This window comes from Streptomyces sp. NPDC012835 (assembly GCF_042900885.1).
Lineage (GTDB): Bacteria > Actinomycetota > Actinomycetes > Streptomycetales > Streptomycetaceae > Streptomyces.
The window spans coordinates 100,420-118,529 of the sequence record NZ_JBIBBW010000010.1 but is presented as its reverse complement, the minus strand read 5'-3'; the positions used below and the strand labels follow the sequence as shown (position 1 = coordinate 118,529).

Genomic DNA, 18,110 nt, shown 5'->3' with positions numbered 1-18,110 from the left:
CGCCCCGCGGCGCAATACACCCGGGCCGCCCCCCCCGGCCCCCCCCCCCCCCCCCCCCCCCCCCCACCCCCCCCCCCCCCCCCCCCAACCCCCCCCCCCCCCCCCCGGCCCCCCCCCCCCCGCGGGGGGGGGCCCCCCCGCGGCTCTGTGCTGCGCGGCGGCGGCGTCAGGGAGTCAGCGGCGGGCGCGGGCCCTGGTCCTCGGGACGCTCCCGGCCCTCCGGCCGCTCGTCGTGCTTGATGACCTCGCCCTGGACCACCTTGCCGTCGGGCCGGTGCATCCTGGCCTGCTGGAAGGCGTCCCCGAGACCGCCCGGCACCGAGGCCGCGCGCACCCGGCGCTCCAGCGACCGCTCCGCGTAGCGGCCGAGCGCCATCCGTACGAACGGGATGAGCAGCAGCAGGCCGAGTACGTCGGTGATCATCCCCGGCACCATGATCAGCAGCCCGCCGAGCATCAGGAAGCCGTTGCCGGTGGTCCCGCTGGCCCCCTCGACCTCGGGGGCGGCGCCCGGCTGCTGCTGACGCTGCTGGCGCTGGATGGTCTCCGTCAGGTTCCGGAAGGCGCGCCGGCCGGCGCTCTTGATCACCACGGCGCCGAGCACGATCGAGCCCGCGATCAGCAGCAGGAGACCGAAGCCGCCGATCGTGTCGGCCACCACGGTCAGCAGCCAGATCTCCAGCACCAGCCAGGCGGCGATGGACAGGGGGATCAGGGTGCGGGCGCGGGAGCGCTTCGGACGGGGGCTTTGCGGCTGCGCGGTCGTCATACTCCCAGTGTGCCTGGGCGCCGGTCCGGACGGCGTAAGCGGGTGATCAAGACCGGGACGAGGGCGGGGGCTTCCGGCCGAGGAGCCGGTTCGCCCGGGACTCGACGCCCCACGCGGTGACCCGCCAGAGCGCCTCGACCAGGATGTCCTTGCTCATCTTGGAGTCGCCCAGCTCGCGCTCGACGAAGGTGATGGGCACCTCGACCACATGACAGCCCGCCTCGACCGCGCGCCGGGCCAGGTCGACCTGGAAGCAGTAGCCCTGGGAGGAGACGGCGTCGAGGCCGAGCGCCTCCAGGGTCTCCCTGCGGAAGGCGCGGTAGCCACCGGTGACATCGCGGATCGGGACACCGAGCAGGGCCCGGGAGTAGGAGCTGCCGCCGCGCGAGATCATCTTGCGGGTGGCGGGCCAGTTGACGACCCGGCCGCCGGGCACCCAGCGCGAGCCGAGGACGAGATCGGCGCCCTTGAGCGCGGTCAGCAGCCGGGGCAGCTCCTCGGGCTGGTGCGAACCGTCGGCGTCCATCTCCACGAGTACGCCGTAGTCGCGCTCGATGCCCCAGCGGAAGCCCGCCAGATAGGCGGCGCCCAGCCCTTCCTTGCCCTTGCGGTGCAGGACCTTGACCTGGTCGTCGGCGGCGGCCAGCTCGTCGGCGATCTTGCCGGTGCCGTCGGGGCTGTTGTCGTCGGCGACGAGGATGTCGGCTGCGGGCACCGCCGCGCGCACCCGGGCGACGATCGACGCGATGTTCTCGGCCTCGTTGTAGGTCGGGATGATCACCAAGGCCGTACCGAGCGGGCCGTACCGCCTCTGGTCACCGTCGTTCACTGCTGCCCCTATGTGGATCGCCGTACGCAGAGCCGTACGCAGATCACCAGCTTAGCGAGCACGCCGGGCGGCGGGACCACCTCGGGGACCGGGTGTCGGGGAGCGGAGGAGGACGGCCAGGGGGGCATGTCGGGCGATGACGGGCGCAACCGGATATCGCACGGGCCGGAAGCCGGGGCCGGGGCGGGCACCGGGGCTGCGGATCGGGACCCGGCGTCCTTCGGGCCGACCTGGCACCCGCTGGCTGCGGGTCGACCGAAAGCCGTTGTCTACTGAACGCCGGGGCCCCACCCGGGTCGCACCTGCCGACCGGCTGAATCCTTCCCTCGCCGACGAGACGCGGGCGCTGGACCTGGCTCCCAGTGGTGGTGCGCCGGTGCGGCACACCGCCCCGTGGCCCAGCGGCGTTCGACGACCGCGTGGAGGTGACCGGACGGACGTCCGTGGTGGACCCGGCCGAACCTACCCGCCGGTGGCGGCTTACTGTCAATACCCGTGTGAACTGCGGCGTTTCACCGAACCACCAGGTCAGTGCGGGAGATCCGCAGGTCGCGACGGAACGCGGTGACCACCGACCGGCGGTACGAAATGTCCGTACGTCACTCGTTCGGTCGCACAAATACCGTTTGTCCGGAGACGACCGTACGCAGACACACGGGCAGCGCCCGGCCCGGGGTGAGATCGGGCAGGCCGGGGGTGCCCGAGCGCGGATCGGTGGACCAGCGGGCCACGCGGTCGTCCGGCGCCTGGACCACCAGTTCCTCCGTCCGCCAGACCGCGTAGTCGGCGGGGGCGCCCGGCACCAGCGTTCCGGCGTCGTCGCGGCCGACGGCACGCCAGCCGCCCCGGGTGTGGGCGGTGAAAGCGGCCCGTACCGAGATCCGGTGCTCGGGCGTGCGGTGGAACGCCGCCGCCCTGACGGTGCCCCACGGGTCCAGCGGGGTGACCGGACTGTCGGAACCGAAGGCGAGGGGGACACCCGCGCGCAGCAGGGCGGCGTACGGATTGAGCGTCGCGGCGCGCTCGGCGCCGAGCCGGCTCACGTACATGCCGTCCGGGCCGCCCCAGGCCGCGTCGAAGGCGGGCTGGACGGAGGCGGTGAGCCCCAGTTCGGCGAAGCCGGCGATGGTCTCGGGGGTGAGCATCTCGGCGTGCTCGACGCGGTGCCGGGCGGCCCGCACGCGGGCGATGCCCAGGCGCTCGGCCGCCGCGCGCACCCCCTCGACCACCGCGTCGACGGCGGCGTCCCCGATGGCGTGGAACCCGGCCTGGATACCGGCCTCGGTGCAGGCGGCGACATGGGCGGCGATCGCGGCCGCGTCGAGCCGGGCGGAGCCGGTGTGCGCGGCGTCGGCGTACGGATCGCGCAGCGCGGCCGTGTGCGAGCCCAGCGAGCCGTCGGCGAAGAGATCACCGGCGGCGCCCCACGCGCCCAGTTCACGCACGCGCCGGGCGCCCTCCCCGTCGCTGATCAGCTCGGCCCAGTAGCCGTGGACGCGCGGCCCCGGCTCCTCGGCGGCCAGGGCGAGCAGCGCCGTGAAGTCCTCCTCGCTGGAGATGTCGGGGCCCGCGCACTCGTGCAGCGTGCCGATGCCGAGCGAGGCGGCCCGCCGCCGGGCGGCCCGCTGCGCCTCGGCGCGCTGCCGGGCGCCGAGGGCGCCGTGGGCCGCCTCGCGCACGGCGTGGTGCGCGGCGTCGGTCAGCGGGTCCCGCGGGTGGTAGCCGGGCAGCGAGGTCACACCGGGCACCAGGTCGAGCAGGGCCGTGGTCACCACGGCCGAGTGCACGTCGACGCGGGGCAGATAGAGCGGCCGGCCCCCCGCGGCCTCGTCCAGTTCGGCGCGGGACGGGGGCCGCCGCTCGGGCCAGCTGTCGCTGTCCCAGCCGTGGCCGAGCAGCACCTCGCCGTCGGCGGCCGGACGCGCCTCGCGGTACGCCCGTACGAGCGCGAGCGCCTCCGGCAGGTTCCCGGCGCCGGACAGGTCCAGCCCGGTCAGCGCCAGGCCGGTGGCCGTCAGATGCGTGTGCGCGTCGGTGAAGGCGGGGGTGACCAGCGCGCCGTCCAGGTCCACGACCTCGTCCACCCCGGAGACGAAGGAGTCGGCGGCGCCCTCCGAACCCACCCAGGCGACATGGCCGCGCTCGACGACCATGGCGGTGGCGAACGGATCGGCGGGGCTGTGGACTTCTCCCCGGCGCAGCAGGACGGTGCGGTCGGGTGCGCTCTGGGAGGCGGTGCGACGGTTCATGGTGACCAGTCTCGCGGGTGCCGGTCAGGGGCGCGGCGCGGGGTCGGGGGAAGCCCCCGCTCCCGCCGGTACCGCCCCTCCGGACGGAGGTCCCGCTCCCCTCGGAGTCCCGTTCCCCTTCAGAAGGAGGGCGGCCGGGTTCAGAAGGAGGGCGGCCGGGATTCGTAGGGGGTGGAGAGGACGACCGTCGTACGGGTGGAGACGCCGGCCAGGGAGCGGATACGGGTCAGCAGGTGCTCCAGCTCCAGCGGGGTCGCGACCCGCACTTTGAGGATGTAGTTCTCGTCGCCGGCCACGCTGTGGCACGCCTCGATCTCGGGGATCACGGCGAGCCGCTCCGCGATGTCGTCGGGCGCGCTGGGGTCGAAGGGTTTCACCGAGATGAAGGCGGTCAGCGGCAGCCCCACGGCCTCCGGGTCGACGACCGCCGCGTACCCCCGGATGACACCGCGCTGCTCCAGCCTGCGCACCCGTTGGTGCACGGCCGAGGTGGACAGGCCGGTGGCCTTGCCCAGGTCGGTGTAGCTCGTCCGGCCGTCCTTGACGAGCAACTCCACGATCTGACGATCCAGCTCCTCCATGCCGCTCAACCTATTGCCCCAGGTGGCCTCCGGCACAGTCGGCGGGGCGTGCGCGGGGCGCCCGCGACCGCCGTGTGACGAAGACCACAGGGTCATGGGCCGGTCCGTCGAGACCATACGGTTACCCGGCGCGCGCGACGGGAATTGCTTGCTGTGGTCGAGACCACACATGCCTGGTCGGCCCACCCGAGGGGGAATGTCTCCATGCAGAGCCTGAAGCGCGCCGGACGCACCGAGCCGGAGCCGGTCGAGTTCGCCGACTCCGATGACGACGAGCTCGACGCGTACGACACGTTCGAGATGTACCGGGTCGTCTGCCCGGACTGCGCGCAGCCCATCGCGCTGCTGGCGGACGAGGACGTGCTTCCGGAGCACGCGCTGTGCCCGTCGCCGTGGAATCCGTTCGTGCTGTCGGTGTGCGCCGGTACGGGCAGCGCGGCCTCCGCCGCCCGCCCGGCCGACGAGTCGTCGGACGTCCAGGAGCAGGACACCGCGCTGCTGCTGACGCTCCCCCAGGGACTGGACTGGCGGACCCAGCCCTTCTCCCACGTGGGAGGGCCGGGATCGCGGCCGTTCAAGCCGGCGGCGCGACGGGCCGCGGCCTGAGAGCCCTTCCGGGTGGACCCGCGGGGCCGGCGAGCACCGGCCCGGCGGTCAGCGGGTCTCCGGACCGGCCAGATGCCGTGCGATCACCAGGCGCTGGATCTGGTTGGTGCCCTCGACGATCTGCAGCATCTTCGCCTCGCGCATATAGCGCTCGGCGGGGAAGTCGGCGGTGTAGCCGTACCCGCCGAGGATCTGTACGGCGTCGACGGTGACCGCCATCGCCGTGTCGGTGCAGAACAGTTTGGCCATGGCCGCCTGCGCGGAGAAGGGCCGTCCCGCGTCGCGCAGGCGGGCGGCCGCGAGATAGAGCGAGCGCCCCGCCTCGATGCGGGTGGCCATGTCGGCGAGCAGGAAGCGCAGTCCTTGGAAGTCGGCGACGGGCCGGCCGAACTGGCTGCGCCCACCGGCGTATTGGACGGCTTCGTCCAGGGCGGCCTGGGCGAGGCCGACGGCGCAGGCGGCGATGCCGAGGCGTCCCGAGTCCAGTGCGGACAGCGCGATCGCGAAGCCCTGCCCCTCGTCGCCGAGGCGCCGGTCGTCGGCCACCCGTACGCCGTCGAAGTGGAGTTGGGCGGTGGGCGAGCCCTTCATGCCCATCTTCTTCTCGGGCGCCGCCGCGGTGAGACCGGGCGCGTCGCCCGGTACGAGGAAGGCGGTGATGCCCCGCGCCCCCGGGCCGCCGGTCCTGGCCAGCACGGTGTAGAAGTCCGCGATGCCCCCGTGGGTGATCCACGCCTTGGTGCCGGTGATGATCCAGTCGTCCCCGTCGCGTACGGCCTTGGTACTGAGCGCGGCGGCGTCGGAGCCCGCCGCGGGCTCCGAGAGGCAGTACGCGCCGAGCAGTCCGCCGCCCAGCATGGCGGGGAGATGAGCGGCGCGCTGTTCCTTGCCGCCGTACCCCGCCAGCGCGTGGCAGGCGAGGGTGTGCACGCTCACGCCGAGGCCGACGGTGAGCCGGGCGGCGGCCAGCTCCTCCAGGACCTGGAGGTAGACCTCGTAGGGCTGGTCACCGCCGCCGTCGGCGGAGTCGTACGGGAGGCCGAGCAGGCCCGACGAGGAGAGTGTGCCGAAGAGTCCGCGCGGGAACCGGCCGGCGTCCTCCTCCTCGGCCGCCCCGGAGGCGATCTCCCGCCTGCTGATGTCGCGTACGAGGGCGATGAGGTCCTTGGACTCCTCGGTGGGCAGCTGACGTTCCACCGGTCGCGGGGCGCGGTCGGACATGGCGGCGCTCTCCTCCCTGTCGGGCGCTACGGCGGTCGCCCGCGCAGGGTGTGGCGGGCGCCGCCGACTTGAGGTCCGGGGTTGGCCCCCGGAGGGTGATTCTGCCCGGCCGATGCCGCCCTACCGGATCGCGGAGCGACTGATCATCTGCCGTGGCGCGTTGAGTATGCCCGACCGGGGCTGTTACGTCACTGGTCATGGGCCCCGCGCGCGGGCTCGCCCGGCCGCCCGCGCCGCTCGGGCGTTCAGGGAACCCGGTCCTGACCATTGACCCCAGTGGTCTAGTCCTTCTAACGTCCACTCACACAGCACCACCTCCCCCCCCACTCGCTCTTCTCCCCCACGAGGAGACTCCATGCCCACCCTTCCCCGTGCCCGCCTCCGGGCACTGACGGCCGCCGCCTGTACGGCCGCGCTCGGCGTGACCCTGCTCTCCGGAGCGGCCGGTGCCTCGGCGCGCGACACGGCGACCGCCCAGCCCGCGGCGGCCACCACCACCGTGGCCGAACCGGCCGCCGCCGGCGACAAGGTCGTCGGATACTTCACCAACTGGGGTGTCTACGACCGGAATTACCATGTCAAGAACATCGAGACCTCCGGCTCCGCCGACAAGCTCACGCACATCAACTACGCCTTCGGCAACGTCACCGGCGGCAAGTGCGCGATCGGTGACTCGTACGCCGACTACGAGAAGGCGTACACCGCCGACCAGAGCGTGGACGGCGTGGCCGACACCTGGGACCAGGAGCTGCGCGGCAGCTTCAACCAGCTGCGCAAGCTGAAGGAACGTCACCCGGGGCTCAAGGTCATCTGGTCCTTCGGCGGCTGGACGTGGTCCGGCGGCTTCACCGAGGCGGCCAAGGACCCGGCCGGCTTCGCGAAGTCCTGCCACGATCTGGTCGAGGACCCGCGCTGGGCCGATGTGTTCGACGGCATCGACATCGACTGGGAGTACCCCAACGCCTGCGGGCTGACCTGCGACTCCAGCGGGCCGGACGCCTTCAGGAACGTCGCGGCGGCGCTGCGCGGCGCGTTCGGCACGGATCTGGTGACGGCGGCCATCACCGCGGACGGTTCGGACGGCGGGAAGATCGACGCCGCCGACTACGCGGGCGCCGCGCAGTACCTCGACTGGTACAACCCGATGACGTACGACTTCTTCGGCGCCTTCGCCGCGCAGGGCCCCACCGCCCCGCATTCGCCGCTCACCTCCTACGAGGGCATCCCGACCGAGGGCTTCACCTCGGACGCGGCGATCAGCAAGCTCAAGGGCCTGGGCGTCCCCGCCGAGAAGCTGCTGCTCGGCATCGGCTTCTACGGCCGGGGCTGGAGCGGCGTCACCCGCGCCGAGCCCGGCGGCACCGCCACCGGCGCGGCCCCCGGGACGTACGAGGCGGGCATCGAGGACTACAAGGTGCTCAAGACGTCCTGCCCGGCGAACGGTACGGTCGCGGGCACCGCGTACGCCTTCTGCGGCGACCAGTGGTGGAGCTACGACACCCCCGCGACCATCGCCGGGAAAATGGCGTACAAGGACCAGCAGGGCCTTGGCGGGACCTTCTTCTGGGAGCTGAGCGGGGACACCGGCGACGGTGAGCTGATCAAGGCCATCGAATAGGGCCGTCCGGAACTCGCCGGGGGCGGGGAGCCCGAGCGGCCCCCTCCCCCGGCGGCCGTGTCACCCGGCGGCGGTGGCCCCGGCCCGCCCGGGCCCCGGAGCACCGCCTACGCGCCGCTCTCGCCGCTCTCGTCGCCCGCGCCGCCCGGGACCGTCCGGCCGGTGAACGGGCGCCACTGGGGGTCGGGCGGCGGCGCCGGGCACTCGGGGGCGAACTCCTCGATCGTGTTCAGCGTGTGCCGCAGCATCCGCACCAGCAGATCCCGGGGCACCTCGCGCCGGAGGTCGTCCCGGTACTCCAGCCATTCGAGCGTCAGCCACTCCACGCTGCTGAGCCAGCCGAGCAGCGCGAGCCGGGCGATCGGCGGGATGTCGTGACGGCCGTAGGCGCCCTGGGCGACCGTCGCGACCAGCCCGGTGCGTACGGCGTCCCTGATCTCCTGCACCTGGGTGTCGAAGCCGACCCCGCCCGTGATGATGGTGCGGTACGCGGCCTCGTTCTCCTGGGCGAAGCGCAGATACGCCTCGACCGTCCGCCGCACCCGCTCGGTGCGCGGGAGTTCGCCTCCGCCGGCGGCGAGCGAGACGAGTTCCGCGACGGAATCCTCGACGATGGCGAGGTAGTAGCCGCGCTTGTTCTTGAAGTAGTAGTAGATCAGCCCCTTGGCGACCCCGGCGTGCCGGGCGATGTCGTCCATCGACAGCGCGTCGTACGAGGTGTGGGCGAACAACTTCCGTCCGGTCGCGATGAGTTCGGAGCGCCGCAGCTGCGATCGTAAGGAGGCGCCCCGCTGTTGACTGCTCATCAATGCGCGTCCTGGTCTCCGTCTGCCACAGAATCCACCCGAGAATTCCCGCAGTATCGCAGAGACACGACGGCCGCCTCTTCCGGGTCGCCCAAGCGGCTACAGCAGACCCGTGTGACTGACGAGGACGGCGAGCAGCACCACCAGGGCCCAGCCGAGCAGCTGCTCGACCAGCTCGGGTCCGTCGTCCTCGGGGCCTCCGGTGCGGGCCCGGTCGCGGAGGCGGTCGAGCGCGCCGGTGAGGGTCGTGCGGGCGGCGGTGGCGGTGGCAGTCATGGACATCTCGTTCGTTCGTACGGCGGTGGATGTCCCCCCGGCCACCGTCCCCTCGGCGGCCCCACCACAGTGCCGGACAATCCGGCCGCCGGGAAGAGACCCGCGTCACGCACCCGGGCGCCCGGCGGGTCCCGGCGCGTGAATTCGGGGGCGTACGGGGGTGTACGGCCACGAAATGTGCCGTACACCACACCGTGGCGCCCCACCGCGCGCCACCCCCGTACCCGCACGCCCTCCCGGTGCCGGGATCAGATCAGCCCCACCGCCCGCAGGGCCCGGCGCTGGGCGGCGGACGGCTCGGCGGGCCAGTAGACGTAGCAGACGCCGCCGGTGCCCGAGGAGACCTTGCCCGCCGCGTTGTACCGCTTGGTGCGGAGCCAGATCGTCTCCCACTCGGCGCGCCGGTAGACCCGGCGCACGGCGGCGTCGTCCGGGGAGGCCGGGTCGTTGGCGATCACGTCGCCGTCGGCGGTGAAGCCGATCAGGGTCATCAGATGGCCCGCGGTCCCGTATCCGGCCCCGGTCAGCTCCTCCTTGAGGAAGGACTGCGAGGTGATCAGGGGGATGCCCGCGCGGACGAGGGTCTCCGCCTCGGCGAGCGAGCCGAGCCTGGTGACGGCGGAGGACATCTCCCGATAGGTCGCGGCGTACGCGGCGTTGAACGGCCAGTTGCCGCAGCCCTCGTACTGGTAGTCGAAGGTGAACCGGGCCGCGTGACAGACCTGCGGATCGGCGAAGGCCGGGTTCACCCAGGCGAGTTCCTCCGCGGTGGGCCCGCGCCCCCAGTACTCGATGATCATCTGCGAGGAGGTGGGGCTGCACCACGCCTCGCCGCCGTTGTCGTACTCCGGGTACTGGCCGGCGTGGATGTTCTGCGAGTAGCGCGGTACGGGCAGCTCACGGACGAGCCCCGGCGTGGAGGCCGGGACCGTGAACCGGTCGGGGATGTCGGAGGCCATCGCGCCGACGCGGTGCACCACGGGCGTGAGCCGGGTGCCCGGCCTGCGGTGCAGCGTGAGCCGCAGCCGGTACGAGACGAGCCGGTCCCCGCCCGCCGCGTCGTTCACCGCGAGCGTGTCGGTCCAGACGCTGCTGCGCCCGTCGCCCTGGCCGTCCACGGAGGTGCGCCTGATGTCGTCGTCGCCGTCCCCGGAGGTCCAGCGGCCCATCACGTACCAGGGGGTGTCGGTGCCGTCGGAGTAGCGGCCGCGCAGTTCGATCTGGAGCCAGGTGCCGGCCGGGGTCCCGGCGTTCCAGGAGGCGATCACCTCGGTGGCGGGGACCTCGGAACGGTGCTCGGGCGAGGTCCAGCTCGCGTACTCCCAGGTGGTGGTCTTCCCGGTGTGCGGATCCTGGTAGTCGCGGCGGCCGGCCGGGTCGTCGATCACCAGCGAGGGGCGGGCGCCGGGGACGGCCCGGGTGCCGTGCCCCGTACCGGCGCGCCAGTCGGCGTACGAGGTCCAGAAGGCGTTGTCCACGAGCGGCTCCGCCGGGGCGTCGGGGGCGCCCGGGGCCGCCGCGGCGGCGGAGACGGCGGCGCTCGCCCCGGTGCCGGCGGCGACCGCGAGCGCGGCGGCGAGAACGGTTCTGCGCGAGGGGGGACGGGGCATGGGAACCTCCGGTCGAGAGGCGGAGAAGGGGAGGAGGGAGGTGAGGCGGAAGGCGAGGAGCGGGCGGAGTCCGGCCGGACGGGCCGGGTCGAGGTCGGAGTCGTCCACTATCGCGGCTCACGGCGCGCTTCTGCCAGCGATTCGCCCCGCGTCGGACGAGGAAATATTGGTCTGCGCCAGTGGCACGACCTGCGGTCGCGCCGGTGGGGCCGCCCCGGTGCCGGTGGGCTCGCGCGTGCAACCGACGCCAACCGGCCCCGGCCTTCTGTGAGCGCCGGCGGCGTACGGATCCACGTCCCGTCAGGTCCCGCCGGTCTCCTTCACCGACCACGGCCAGGGACTTCGCGGCCACTGATAGATTCCCGCGATGAGCGAGCTACTGCCCAGCGGCGGCACCGAGTTGTCACCCGACGAGATCGAAGCCCTCCACGCCAGATGGTCTTCCTGCTGGTCCCCGAGTGAGGTCGCGCGGCGGTTGGCCGGGATCGGCACGCCCTGGTACGTGGCGGCGGGCTGGGCGCTGGATCTGTTCCGCGGCAGGCAGACGCGGGCTCATGGGGACATCGAGATCGCGATTCCGGCCGCGAGCTTTCCCAAGGTCCGCCCCCGCTTCCCCGGATATGTCTTCGACGCGGCGGGCAGCGGCCGGATCTGGGAGGACGCCACACCGGAGGTACTGGCCGCCGTGCATCAGACATGGCTCCGCGATCCGGCCACCGGCAACTACCTGCTCGACGTGTTCCGTGAACCGCACGACGGCGACACCTGGGTCTGCCGCCGTGATGAGGGGATCCGGCTTCCCTACAGCGAGGTCATCCACCACACCCAGGACGGCATCCCGTATCTGGCGCCCGAACTGGTCCTGCTGTTCAAGGCCAAACACGTCCGCCGAAAGGACCAAACCGACTTCGACGCGACCGTCCCGCACCTGGCCCCGGCTCAGCGCGAGGCCCTGGCCCGGCTGCTCGCCCGCGTGCACCCGGGGCATCGCTGGCTCGCGGACCTGTAGCCCCCCGAACATCCGGTCGCTCGGGGGCGCGGACGGCGACGTCGCCGTGGGCGCGGGAGGAGCGGTTTCCCGAGTGGCCGCGGTGGGTGCGTCGGACCGGAAGCGGTGGTACGGCGGACTCGGCGTCCGCGACGTAGGAGCTGACGCCCCTCCGGCAAGCGCTGCCCCGGCGCGGCGCCGGAGCCCGTCCGGTCGATCGTGTGCGGAGCCGGATCATGAGAGCCGCGACCGCGACGGCGACCGCGGAGGCCGCGATCCTGTGCTCGCCTGTCCGCCGGAGACCGCTCCGTGCGGCATCGCCTGCGGCGCGCGGGGACGGTGCGGGCGGCGCCGCGCGGACTCGTAGGCTGGGCCGTATGGACGATCTGACCACGTCGGCCGCGGCCCTGCGCGCCGCGCCACCCTCCTGCGGCCCCGTCCGGCTGGTCGCGGTCGACGGCCACGCGGGCTCCGGCAAGAGCACCTTCGCCGACCGGCTGGCGGCGGCGCTGGACGGCGCGCCCGTGCTGCGGCTGGACGATCTGGCCAGCCATCGTCACCTCTTCGCCTGGACGGAACGGCTGACCGAGCAGGTCGTCGAGCCGCTCTCCCGGGGCGCGACCGCGCACTTCCGGGCGTACGACTGGACGGCCCGCCGGTTCGACGCGCCCCGCACCCTGCCGCCGGCGCCGGTCGTCGTCGTGGAGGGCGTCGGGGCCGGGCGCCGGGCGCTACGGCCGTATCTGGCCCGGCTGTTCTGGATGGACCGGGGCGCCGAGGAATCCTGGCGACGGGGCCGTCGCCGCGACGGCCCCGCCCAGTCCGGCTTCTGGGACGGCTGGACGGTGGCGGAGACACGCCACTTTGAGGTGGATCCGTCCCGCCCGTTCGCCGACGCGCTGGTACGGGAGACGCGGTCGGGGTACGAGGTGGCCCGGGGGCCCGGAGCGTCCCCGGGACCGGACCGGTCCCTCACCCAGGGTGATCAGCTCGGGCCGTCCCGCTGAAAGTCGGCGATCCGGCACCATGGAGTGCCCAACTCGGCTTGACCGGGGGGCCGGACAGGTCTTACGTTCTTAATGTGCGGCTTTTCGGAGCCGCCGCAGACGCGAAGCCCCCGGTTGTTCCCCCGTGACCGGGGGCTTCGTTCTGCCCGTATCGTCGCTTTTCCCGCCGGTCGTCCCGCACCGTCACCGGCGCCGCGATCACGTTGGGTCACGACCCTTCCTCCCTGGCGGCACCCTTAATCGCATACCCTCTGCGCAGGTACGATGCCTCTGAGTGCGGTCAATTCCCGTCCGCGACACAGTGGTTCGGCACGCCGCCGATGGGCGCCCGCCCTGCGGGACATCATGGGGGCACGGTTTGTGGGGGACCTGATGGATATCGGCACGCAGGGAACGGGAGCCCCGGCCGACCTCGCCTGGGCGCGCGGCGTGGACGCGTACACCATGGGGGCGTACCCGCAGGCGGAGGAGGAGTTCAGGAGCGCCGTCCGGCTCGACCCCGGTATGGCCGACGGCTGGCTCGGGCTGCACGCGCTGCGGGTCGACACCACCGCCGCCCTGCTGCACATGTACCGCCACCGCGAACGCTTCGGCGAACAGCGCTCCCGCCACCGCCGCACCCTGAACTCCTGGTACTGGCTGGGCTGGTGGGTCCAGCCCGTGCTGGAGAGCGGCCGTGATCTGCTGCTCGCCCACGCCTCCCACTGGCTGGACGGCCGTCATGTCCCCGAGCTGGACCGGGCGTTGGCCGGTCTGCCACCGGTGGACGCGGACGCCCAGGTGCGTTTTCTGCATGCCTGCCGCGCCTATCTGGTCAAGGACTGGGAGCAGTTGGTCCGCCACACCGAACCGCTGGTCCACGATCCGCTGCTCGGCATCGAGGCCGGGCTGTTCGGCGGCATGGCCCGGGTCCGGCTGGAGATGTACGGACAGGCCGAGCCGGTCCTCGCCACCTCCCTGATGCGCTGCCGCAGCGAGCAGCCGCAGCGCAAGGAGCTGCGTTACTGGCTGGCGCGGGCCCACGAGGGCACCGGCCGCAGCGCGGCGGCCCTGCCGCTGTACCGGGCCGTGCACCGGCTCGACCCGGCGTTCATGGACACCGCGGCCCGGCTCGCCGCGATCACCGACCTCGACGGGTACGAGGGGCCCGACGACCCGATGGGGCTCGCCTCCGTGGCGCTCGCCGGACTGGGCCAGGACACCGCCGACGGCGCCGAGGCCCAGCCGACGGCGCCGGGCGAGCCGGACGGGCCGCCCGGTTCCGACGTGCCGCTCGGCCGGGAGTCGCCGCCGGGGGCCGGCGGGGGCCCGGCCGCCGCCGTACCCGTACCGGCCCCCGTCCGCGAGAAGGCCGCGCCGCCGGCGCCGCCTCGCTTCCCCCAGGGGCCGACCGATCCGGCGCTGCTCGCCCGGGCGCTCGCCGAGCTGGAGCGGATGGTCGGCCTCGATCCGGTGAAGCGGCAGGTCAAGGCGATCTCCGCGCAGCTGAACATGGCCCGGCTGCGGGCCGGTGAGGGGCTGCCCGTGCAGCCGCCCAAACGTCACTTCGTCTTCTCGGGCCCCTCGGGCACGGGCAAGACGACCGTCGCGCGCATCCTCGGCCGGATCTTCTACGCCCTCGGGCTGCTCGGCGGCGACCATCTGGTCGAGGCCCAACGGGCCGATCTGGTGGGCGAGTTCCTCGGTCAGACCGCTGTGAAGGCCAACGAGCTGATCGACTCGGCGATCGGCGGGGTGCTGTTCGTGGACGAGGCGTACAGCCTCTCCAACTCCGGCTACAGCAAGGGCGACGCCTACGGCGACGAGGCCCTTCAGGTGCTGCTCAAGCGGGCCGAGGACAACCGTGACCATCTGGTGGTGATACTCGCGGGCTACCCCGAGGGCATGGACCGGCTGCTGGCCACCAATCCGGGGCTCTCCTCCCGTTTCACCAGCCGGGTGGACTTCCCCAGCTACCGGCCGCTCGAACTGACCGCGATCGGCGGGGTGCTGGCGGCGGAGAACGGGGACGTCTGGGACGAGGAGTCCACGGACGAGCTGCGCTCGATCAGCGGGCATGTGGTCGACCAGGGCTGGATCGACGAACTGGGCAACGGCCGCTTCGTACGCACCCTGTACGAGAAAAGCTGCGCCTACCGCGATCTGCGGCTCTCCGGCTACGGCTCCACGCCCACCCGCGAGGATCTGGCCACGCTGCGGCTGCCGGACCTGATGCAGGCGTACGGAGAGGTCCTGTCGGGCCGCGGTCCGGTCGACCGCGGCCCCCAGGAATGACGGCCTGACGCTCAGCGGGCCAGGACCTGGTCCGCCCGGTCGGTGCGCTGCTCGCCCACGAGGGTCGCGTGCTGGACGTCCTGCCGGTGGGAGGGGTCCCGTACCTCTCCCACGAGCTTCTCCAGCACGTCCTCCAGCGCGACGAGCCCCAGCACCCGCCCGGACGCGTCCGCGACCTGGGCGAGATGGGTGGCGGCGCGGCGCATCACGGCGAGCGCGTCGTCCAGCGGCAGTTCCGCCCGCAGGGTCGCCATCGGCCGCCACACGTGCTGCGGCACGGCCCGTTCGACGGCCTCCAGGTCGAGGACGTCCTTGACGTGCAGGAAGCCCATGAAGGCGCCGCTGCCCTCCGCGCAGACCGGGAAACGGGAGAAGCCGGTCCGCACGGTCAGCTCCTCGATCTCGCGCGGGGTGACGGCGGGGGTCACCGTGACCAGGGAGGCGCGGGTGAGGAGTACGTCGGTGACCGGGCGGCTGCCCAGCTCCAGCGCGTCCTCCAGGCGCTCCTGCGCCTCCGGTTCGAGCAGTCCGGCCTGGCCGGAGTCCTCGACGAGCCGGTTGAGCTGTTCGCTGGTGAAGACGGCCTCGACCTCGTCCTTCGGCTCGACGCGGAAGGCGCGCAGCACCAGCCGGGCGCAGGCGCCGAGGCCGGCGGTCACCGGCCGGCAGAGCCGGGCGAAGCCGACCAGACCGGGGCTGAGCCAGAGCGCGGTCTTCTCCGGCGCGGCCATGGCGAGGTTCTTGGGGACCATCTCGCCGATGACCAGGTGCAGGAAGACCACCAGGGCCAGGGCTATGACATAGCCCAGGGGATGGATCAGGCCCTCGGGCAGTCGCGCCGCCTCGAACACGGGCTCCAGCAGATGCGCCACGGTGGGTTCCGCGACGGCGCCCAGGGTCAGGGAGCAGACGGTGATGCCGAACTGGGCCGCCGCCATCATCCGCGGCAGGTTCTCCAGCCCGTACAGCGCCTGCCGGGCGCGGGCGGAACCGCGTGCGGCGTGCGGCTCGATCTGGCTGCGCCGTACGGAGACGAGCGCGAACTCGGCCCCGACGAAGAAGCCGTTGGCCAGGACCAGCAGCAGGGCGAAGACGAGTTGCAGGGCGCTCATCGGCCGCCCTCCGCCATCGCTCCGGCGCGCACGGGCACCGGCTGGTGCGCGGCCACCGGCTCGTACGGGCCGTCCGCCGGGTCGCAGGACCCGTCGGCGGGCAGGTCGGCCGGTACGGCGGCGGGCCGCTCGGGCAGCGGGCCCGCCGGGGCGCCGGCGGTCCGTACGAGCCGGACGCGTTCGGCCCGGTAGCGGTCCACCCGGCGCACCGAGAGCCGCCAGCCGGGCAGCTCGGCGCGGTCGCCCGGGGCCGGGATACGGCCGAGGAGATCGGCGACCAGCCCGGCCAGGGTCTCGTAGGGCCCCTCGGGGACGTCGAGTCCGATCCGGCGCAGGGTCAGGACCCGGCAGCTGCCGTCGGCCTCCCAGGCCGGCCTGCCGTCCTCGGGCGCGGCGGGCGCCAGATCGGGACGGCCGTCCGGCTCGGCGTCGTGCTCGTCGCGGACCTCTCCGACCAGTTCCTCGATGATGTCCTCCAGGGTGACGACACCGGCCGTGCCGCCGTACTCGTCGACCACGATGGCTATCGGCTGCTCGCTGCGCAGCCGCCCCAGCAGCTGCTGCACGGGCAGCGTCTCGGGCACCAGCAGCGCCGGGACGGCGATCCGCCCGGCGGGGGTGCGCGTCCGCTCGGGGACAGGCACCGCGAGGGCGTCCTTGAGGTGGACCATGCCGACGATCTCGTCGATGCGTTCCCGGTAGACGGGGAAGCGCGACAGACCGGTGGCCCGGGTGAGGTTGAGGACGTCCGCCGCCGTGGCGTCGGACTGGAGGGCGCTCACCTTCACGCGGGGCGTCATCACGTGCTGCGCGGTGAGCCGGCCGAGCGAGAGCGTCCGTACGAACAGGTCGGCGGTGTCCTGTTCGAGGGTGCCCGCCCGCGCGGAGTGGCGGGCGAGGGAGACGAGTTCGCCGGGCGTACGGGCCGAGGCGAGTTCGTCGGTCGGCTCCACACCGAGCATCCGGACGAGCCGGTTGGCGACGGTGTTGAGCAGCGAGATCACCGGCCGGAAGACAGCGGAGAAGCGGTGCTGCGGTCCCGCCACGAAGCGGGCGACCTGGAGCGGTCGGGAGACCGCCCAGTTCTTGGGGACGAGTTCGCCGATCACCATCTGGACGGCGGAGGCCAGCAGCATGCCGATCACCACCGCGATCCCGGAGACGGCCCCGGAGGGCAGCCCGGTCGCGGCGATCGGCCCGTCGAGGAGCCGCGCGAGGGCGGGCTCGGCGAGCATGCCGACGACGAGGGAGGTGATGGTGATGCCCAGCTGGGTGCCGGAGAGCTGGAAGGAGAGTTCCCGCAGGGCCTCGACGACGGTACGGGCGCGCCGGTCGCCGGCCGCGGCGGCTCGCTCGGCGTCGGGGCGGTCCACCGTGATGAGGCCGAATTCGGCGGCCACGAAGAAGCCGTTGGCGAGGATGAGAAGGAATGCTGCGGCGAGCAGCAGAAGGGGGATGGTCATGCCGCCGCCTCTTCGAAGGGGGCGGCGCAGGTACTACCGGACGATCCGTCCATTGCTGGAGGGAGTCACTCCTCGGGTCGCAGGATGCCCCGCGGGCCGGTCGCGGCCGTCGAGTGCGGGGCGGGGCGCACTCGGCGCCTCCACCACCAGAGTAATCAAGAGCGGGCGGGTGAGGGCAGTGGTGTGTGGGGCAAGTGGCTCAGTCGCCGGCCGGCGCCGGGTCCGGTCCGGCCGCGCCGGCGGCGGCGCGGGATTCGCCGAGGGCGCGCAGCGCGCGGGCGTCGCGCAGGGCGTGGGCCCTGGCCACTCCGGGCTGAATGCCCAGTACGGGCAGGCTGGAGCCGTCGCTGAGGTCGAGGAAGACCCAGGCGTCGCCGGACCGCAGATTGACCCGCAGGATCTCGGCCCACTCCAGGCGGTGCGTCCGCGTGATATTGACGACAGTCACCCCGGTCTCGTCGGCGACGACCTTGGGGCGGCTGAGCAGCACCAGCACGCCGGAGAAGAGCAGGGCCGTGAGGATGAAGCTCAGCCGCTCCCCCGGGTGCAGGTCGTCGAGCAGCAGTCCGACGGCCGAGATCGCCACGAACATCGCGGCGCCCGCCGTCAGCAGGACGGCTCTGGTGCGGGTCGGCCGGAAGGTGACCGGCAGGGCGGACGGGGCCGGCTGGGGCGCGGGGGCTGCCATGGGTTCTCGCTCT

At 73.2% G+C, this 18,110-nt stretch carries 16 protein-coding genes; 5 read left to right on the top strand and 11 right to left on the bottom strand.

Annotation, left to right across the window (positions count from 1 at the left end; all coding sequences use genetic code 11):
• Positions 1–166 precede the first annotated feature (166 nt).
• From fxsA to ACFY6S_RS30920, 4 genes are all read right to left on the bottom strand, one after another.
• On the bottom strand, positions 167–769 hold the full coding sequence (fxsA, locus tag ACFY6S_RS30935) for an FxsA family membrane protein (RefSeq protein WP_388825860.1): 603 nt from the start codon (positions 767–769) through the stop codon (positions 167–169).
• 46 nt (positions 770–815) lie between these two features.
• Positions 816–1,598 carry a polyprenol monophosphomannose synthase gene (locus tag ACFY6S_RS30930; protein ID WP_388825863.1) on the bottom strand — a complete coding sequence of 261 codons (783 nt, stop codon included), beginning with the start codon at positions 1,596–1,598 and terminating at the stop codon, positions 816–818.
• A 599-nt stretch (positions 1,599–2,197) separates the two neighbouring features.
• The gene (locus tag ACFY6S_RS30925) at positions 2,198–3,847 is read right to left on the bottom strand and encodes an amidohydrolase (RefSeq protein WP_388825866.1); all 1,650 of its coding nucleotides are present in this window, start codon (positions 3,845–3,847) and stop codon (positions 2,198–2,200) included.
• Between the two features lie 140 nt (positions 3,848–3,987).
• Complete coding sequence (locus ACFY6S_RS30920; protein ID WP_388825869.1) at positions 3,988–4,428, bottom strand: Lrp/AsnC family transcriptional regulator; 441 nt, start codon at positions 4,426–4,428, stop codon at positions 3,988–3,990.
• Between the two features lie 204 nt (positions 4,429–4,632).
• On the opposite strand from ACFY6S_RS30920, the gene ACFY6S_RS30915 reads away from it, so the two are divergent.
• Complete coding sequence (locus ACFY6S_RS30915) at positions 4,633–5,034, top strand: hypothetical protein (protein ID WP_388825872.1); 402 nt, start codon at positions 4,633–4,635, stop codon at positions 5,032–5,034.
• 48 nt (positions 5,035–5,082) lie between these two features.
• On the opposite strand, the gene ACFY6S_RS30910 is transcribed toward ACFY6S_RS30915, so the two are convergent.
• The gene (locus tag ACFY6S_RS30910; RefSeq protein ID WP_388825875.1) at positions 5,083–6,255 is read right to left on the bottom strand and encodes an acyl-CoA dehydrogenase family protein; all 1,173 of its coding nucleotides are present in this window, start codon (positions 6,253–6,255) and stop codon (positions 5,083–5,085) included.
• 355 nt (positions 6,256–6,610) lie between these two features.
• Here ACFY6S_RS30910 and ACFY6S_RS30905 point away from each other — a divergent pair, with 355 nt between their 5' ends.
• Positions 6,611–7,873 carry a glycoside hydrolase family 18 protein gene (locus ACFY6S_RS30905; protein WP_388825878.1) on the top strand — a complete coding sequence of 421 codons (1,263 nt, stop codon included), beginning with the start codon at positions 6,611–6,613 and terminating at the stop codon, positions 7,871–7,873.
• A 107-nt stretch (positions 7,874–7,980) separates the two neighbouring features.
• Here ACFY6S_RS30905 and ACFY6S_RS30900 read toward each other — a convergent pair whose 3' ends face one another.
• The 3 genes from ACFY6S_RS30900 to ACFY6S_RS30890 all read right to left on the bottom strand — a co-directional run bounded on the left by ACFY6S_RS30900 (position 7,981) and on the right by ACFY6S_RS30890 (position 10,565).
• Entirely contained in the window at positions 7,981–8,679 is a 699-nt protein-coding gene (locus ACFY6S_RS30900; RefSeq protein ID WP_388825881.1) for a TetR/AcrR family transcriptional regulator, read from the bottom strand.
• Between the two features lie 99 nt (positions 8,680–8,778).
• The gene (locus ACFY6S_RS30895) at positions 8,779–8,955 is read right to left on the bottom strand and encodes an SCO1431 family membrane protein (RefSeq protein ID WP_388825884.1); all 177 of its coding nucleotides are present in this window, start codon (positions 8,953–8,955) and stop codon (positions 8,779–8,781) included.
• A gap of 248 nt (positions 8,956–9,203) precedes the next feature.
• Positions 9,204–10,565, bottom strand: a complete 1,362-nt coding sequence (locus ACFY6S_RS30890; protein WP_388825887.1) for a peptidase C39 family protein — start codon at positions 10,563–10,565, stop codon at positions 9,204–9,206.
• A gap of 367 nt (positions 10,566–10,932) precedes the next feature.
• Here ACFY6S_RS30890 and ACFY6S_RS30885 point away from each other — a divergent pair, with 367 nt between their 5' ends.
• The 3 genes from ACFY6S_RS30885 (at position 10,933) to ACFY6S_RS30875 (ending at position 14,834) form a co-directional block, all read left to right on the top strand.
• Entirely contained in the window at positions 10,933–11,574 is a 642-nt protein-coding gene (locus ACFY6S_RS30885; RefSeq protein ID WP_388825890.1) for a nucleotidyltransferase domain-containing protein, read from the top strand.
• 356 nt (positions 11,575–11,930) lie between these two features.
• Entirely contained in the window at positions 11,931–12,560 is a 630-nt protein-coding gene (locus ACFY6S_RS30880) for a hypothetical protein (RefSeq protein ID WP_388825893.1), read from the top strand.
• A 372-nt stretch (positions 12,561–12,932) separates the two neighbouring features.
• Entirely contained in the window at positions 12,933–14,834 is a 1,902-nt protein-coding gene (locus ACFY6S_RS30875) for an AAA family ATPase (protein WP_388825896.1), read from the top strand.
• Positions 14,835–14,845: 11 nt separating this feature from the next.
• Here ACFY6S_RS30875 and ACFY6S_RS30870 read toward each other — a convergent pair whose 3' ends face one another.
• The 3 genes from ACFY6S_RS30870 to ACFY6S_RS30860 all read right to left on the bottom strand — a co-directional run bounded on the left by ACFY6S_RS30870 (position 14,846) and on the right by ACFY6S_RS30860 (position 18,097).
• Positions 14,846–15,946: a hemolysin family protein gene (locus ACFY6S_RS30870; protein WP_388825901.1), complete on the bottom strand. Its 1,101-nt coding sequence runs from the start codon at positions 15,944–15,946 to the stop codon at positions 14,846–14,848.
• Positions 15,943–17,409 carry a hemolysin family protein gene (locus ACFY6S_RS30865; RefSeq protein ID WP_388825904.1) on the bottom strand — a complete coding sequence of 489 codons (1,467 nt, stop codon included), beginning with the start codon at positions 17,407–17,409 and terminating at the stop codon, positions 15,943–15,945. The genes ACFY6S_RS30870 and ACFY6S_RS30865 overlap by 4 nt, the downstream gene beginning before the upstream one ends.
• A 199-nt stretch (positions 17,410–17,608) precedes the next feature.
• Positions 17,609–18,097: a PH domain-containing protein gene (locus ACFY6S_RS30860; RefSeq protein ID WP_388825907.1), complete on the bottom strand. Its 489-nt coding sequence runs from the start codon at positions 18,095–18,097 to the stop codon at positions 17,609–17,611.
• Between the last annotated feature and the right edge of the window lie 13 nt (positions 18,098–18,110).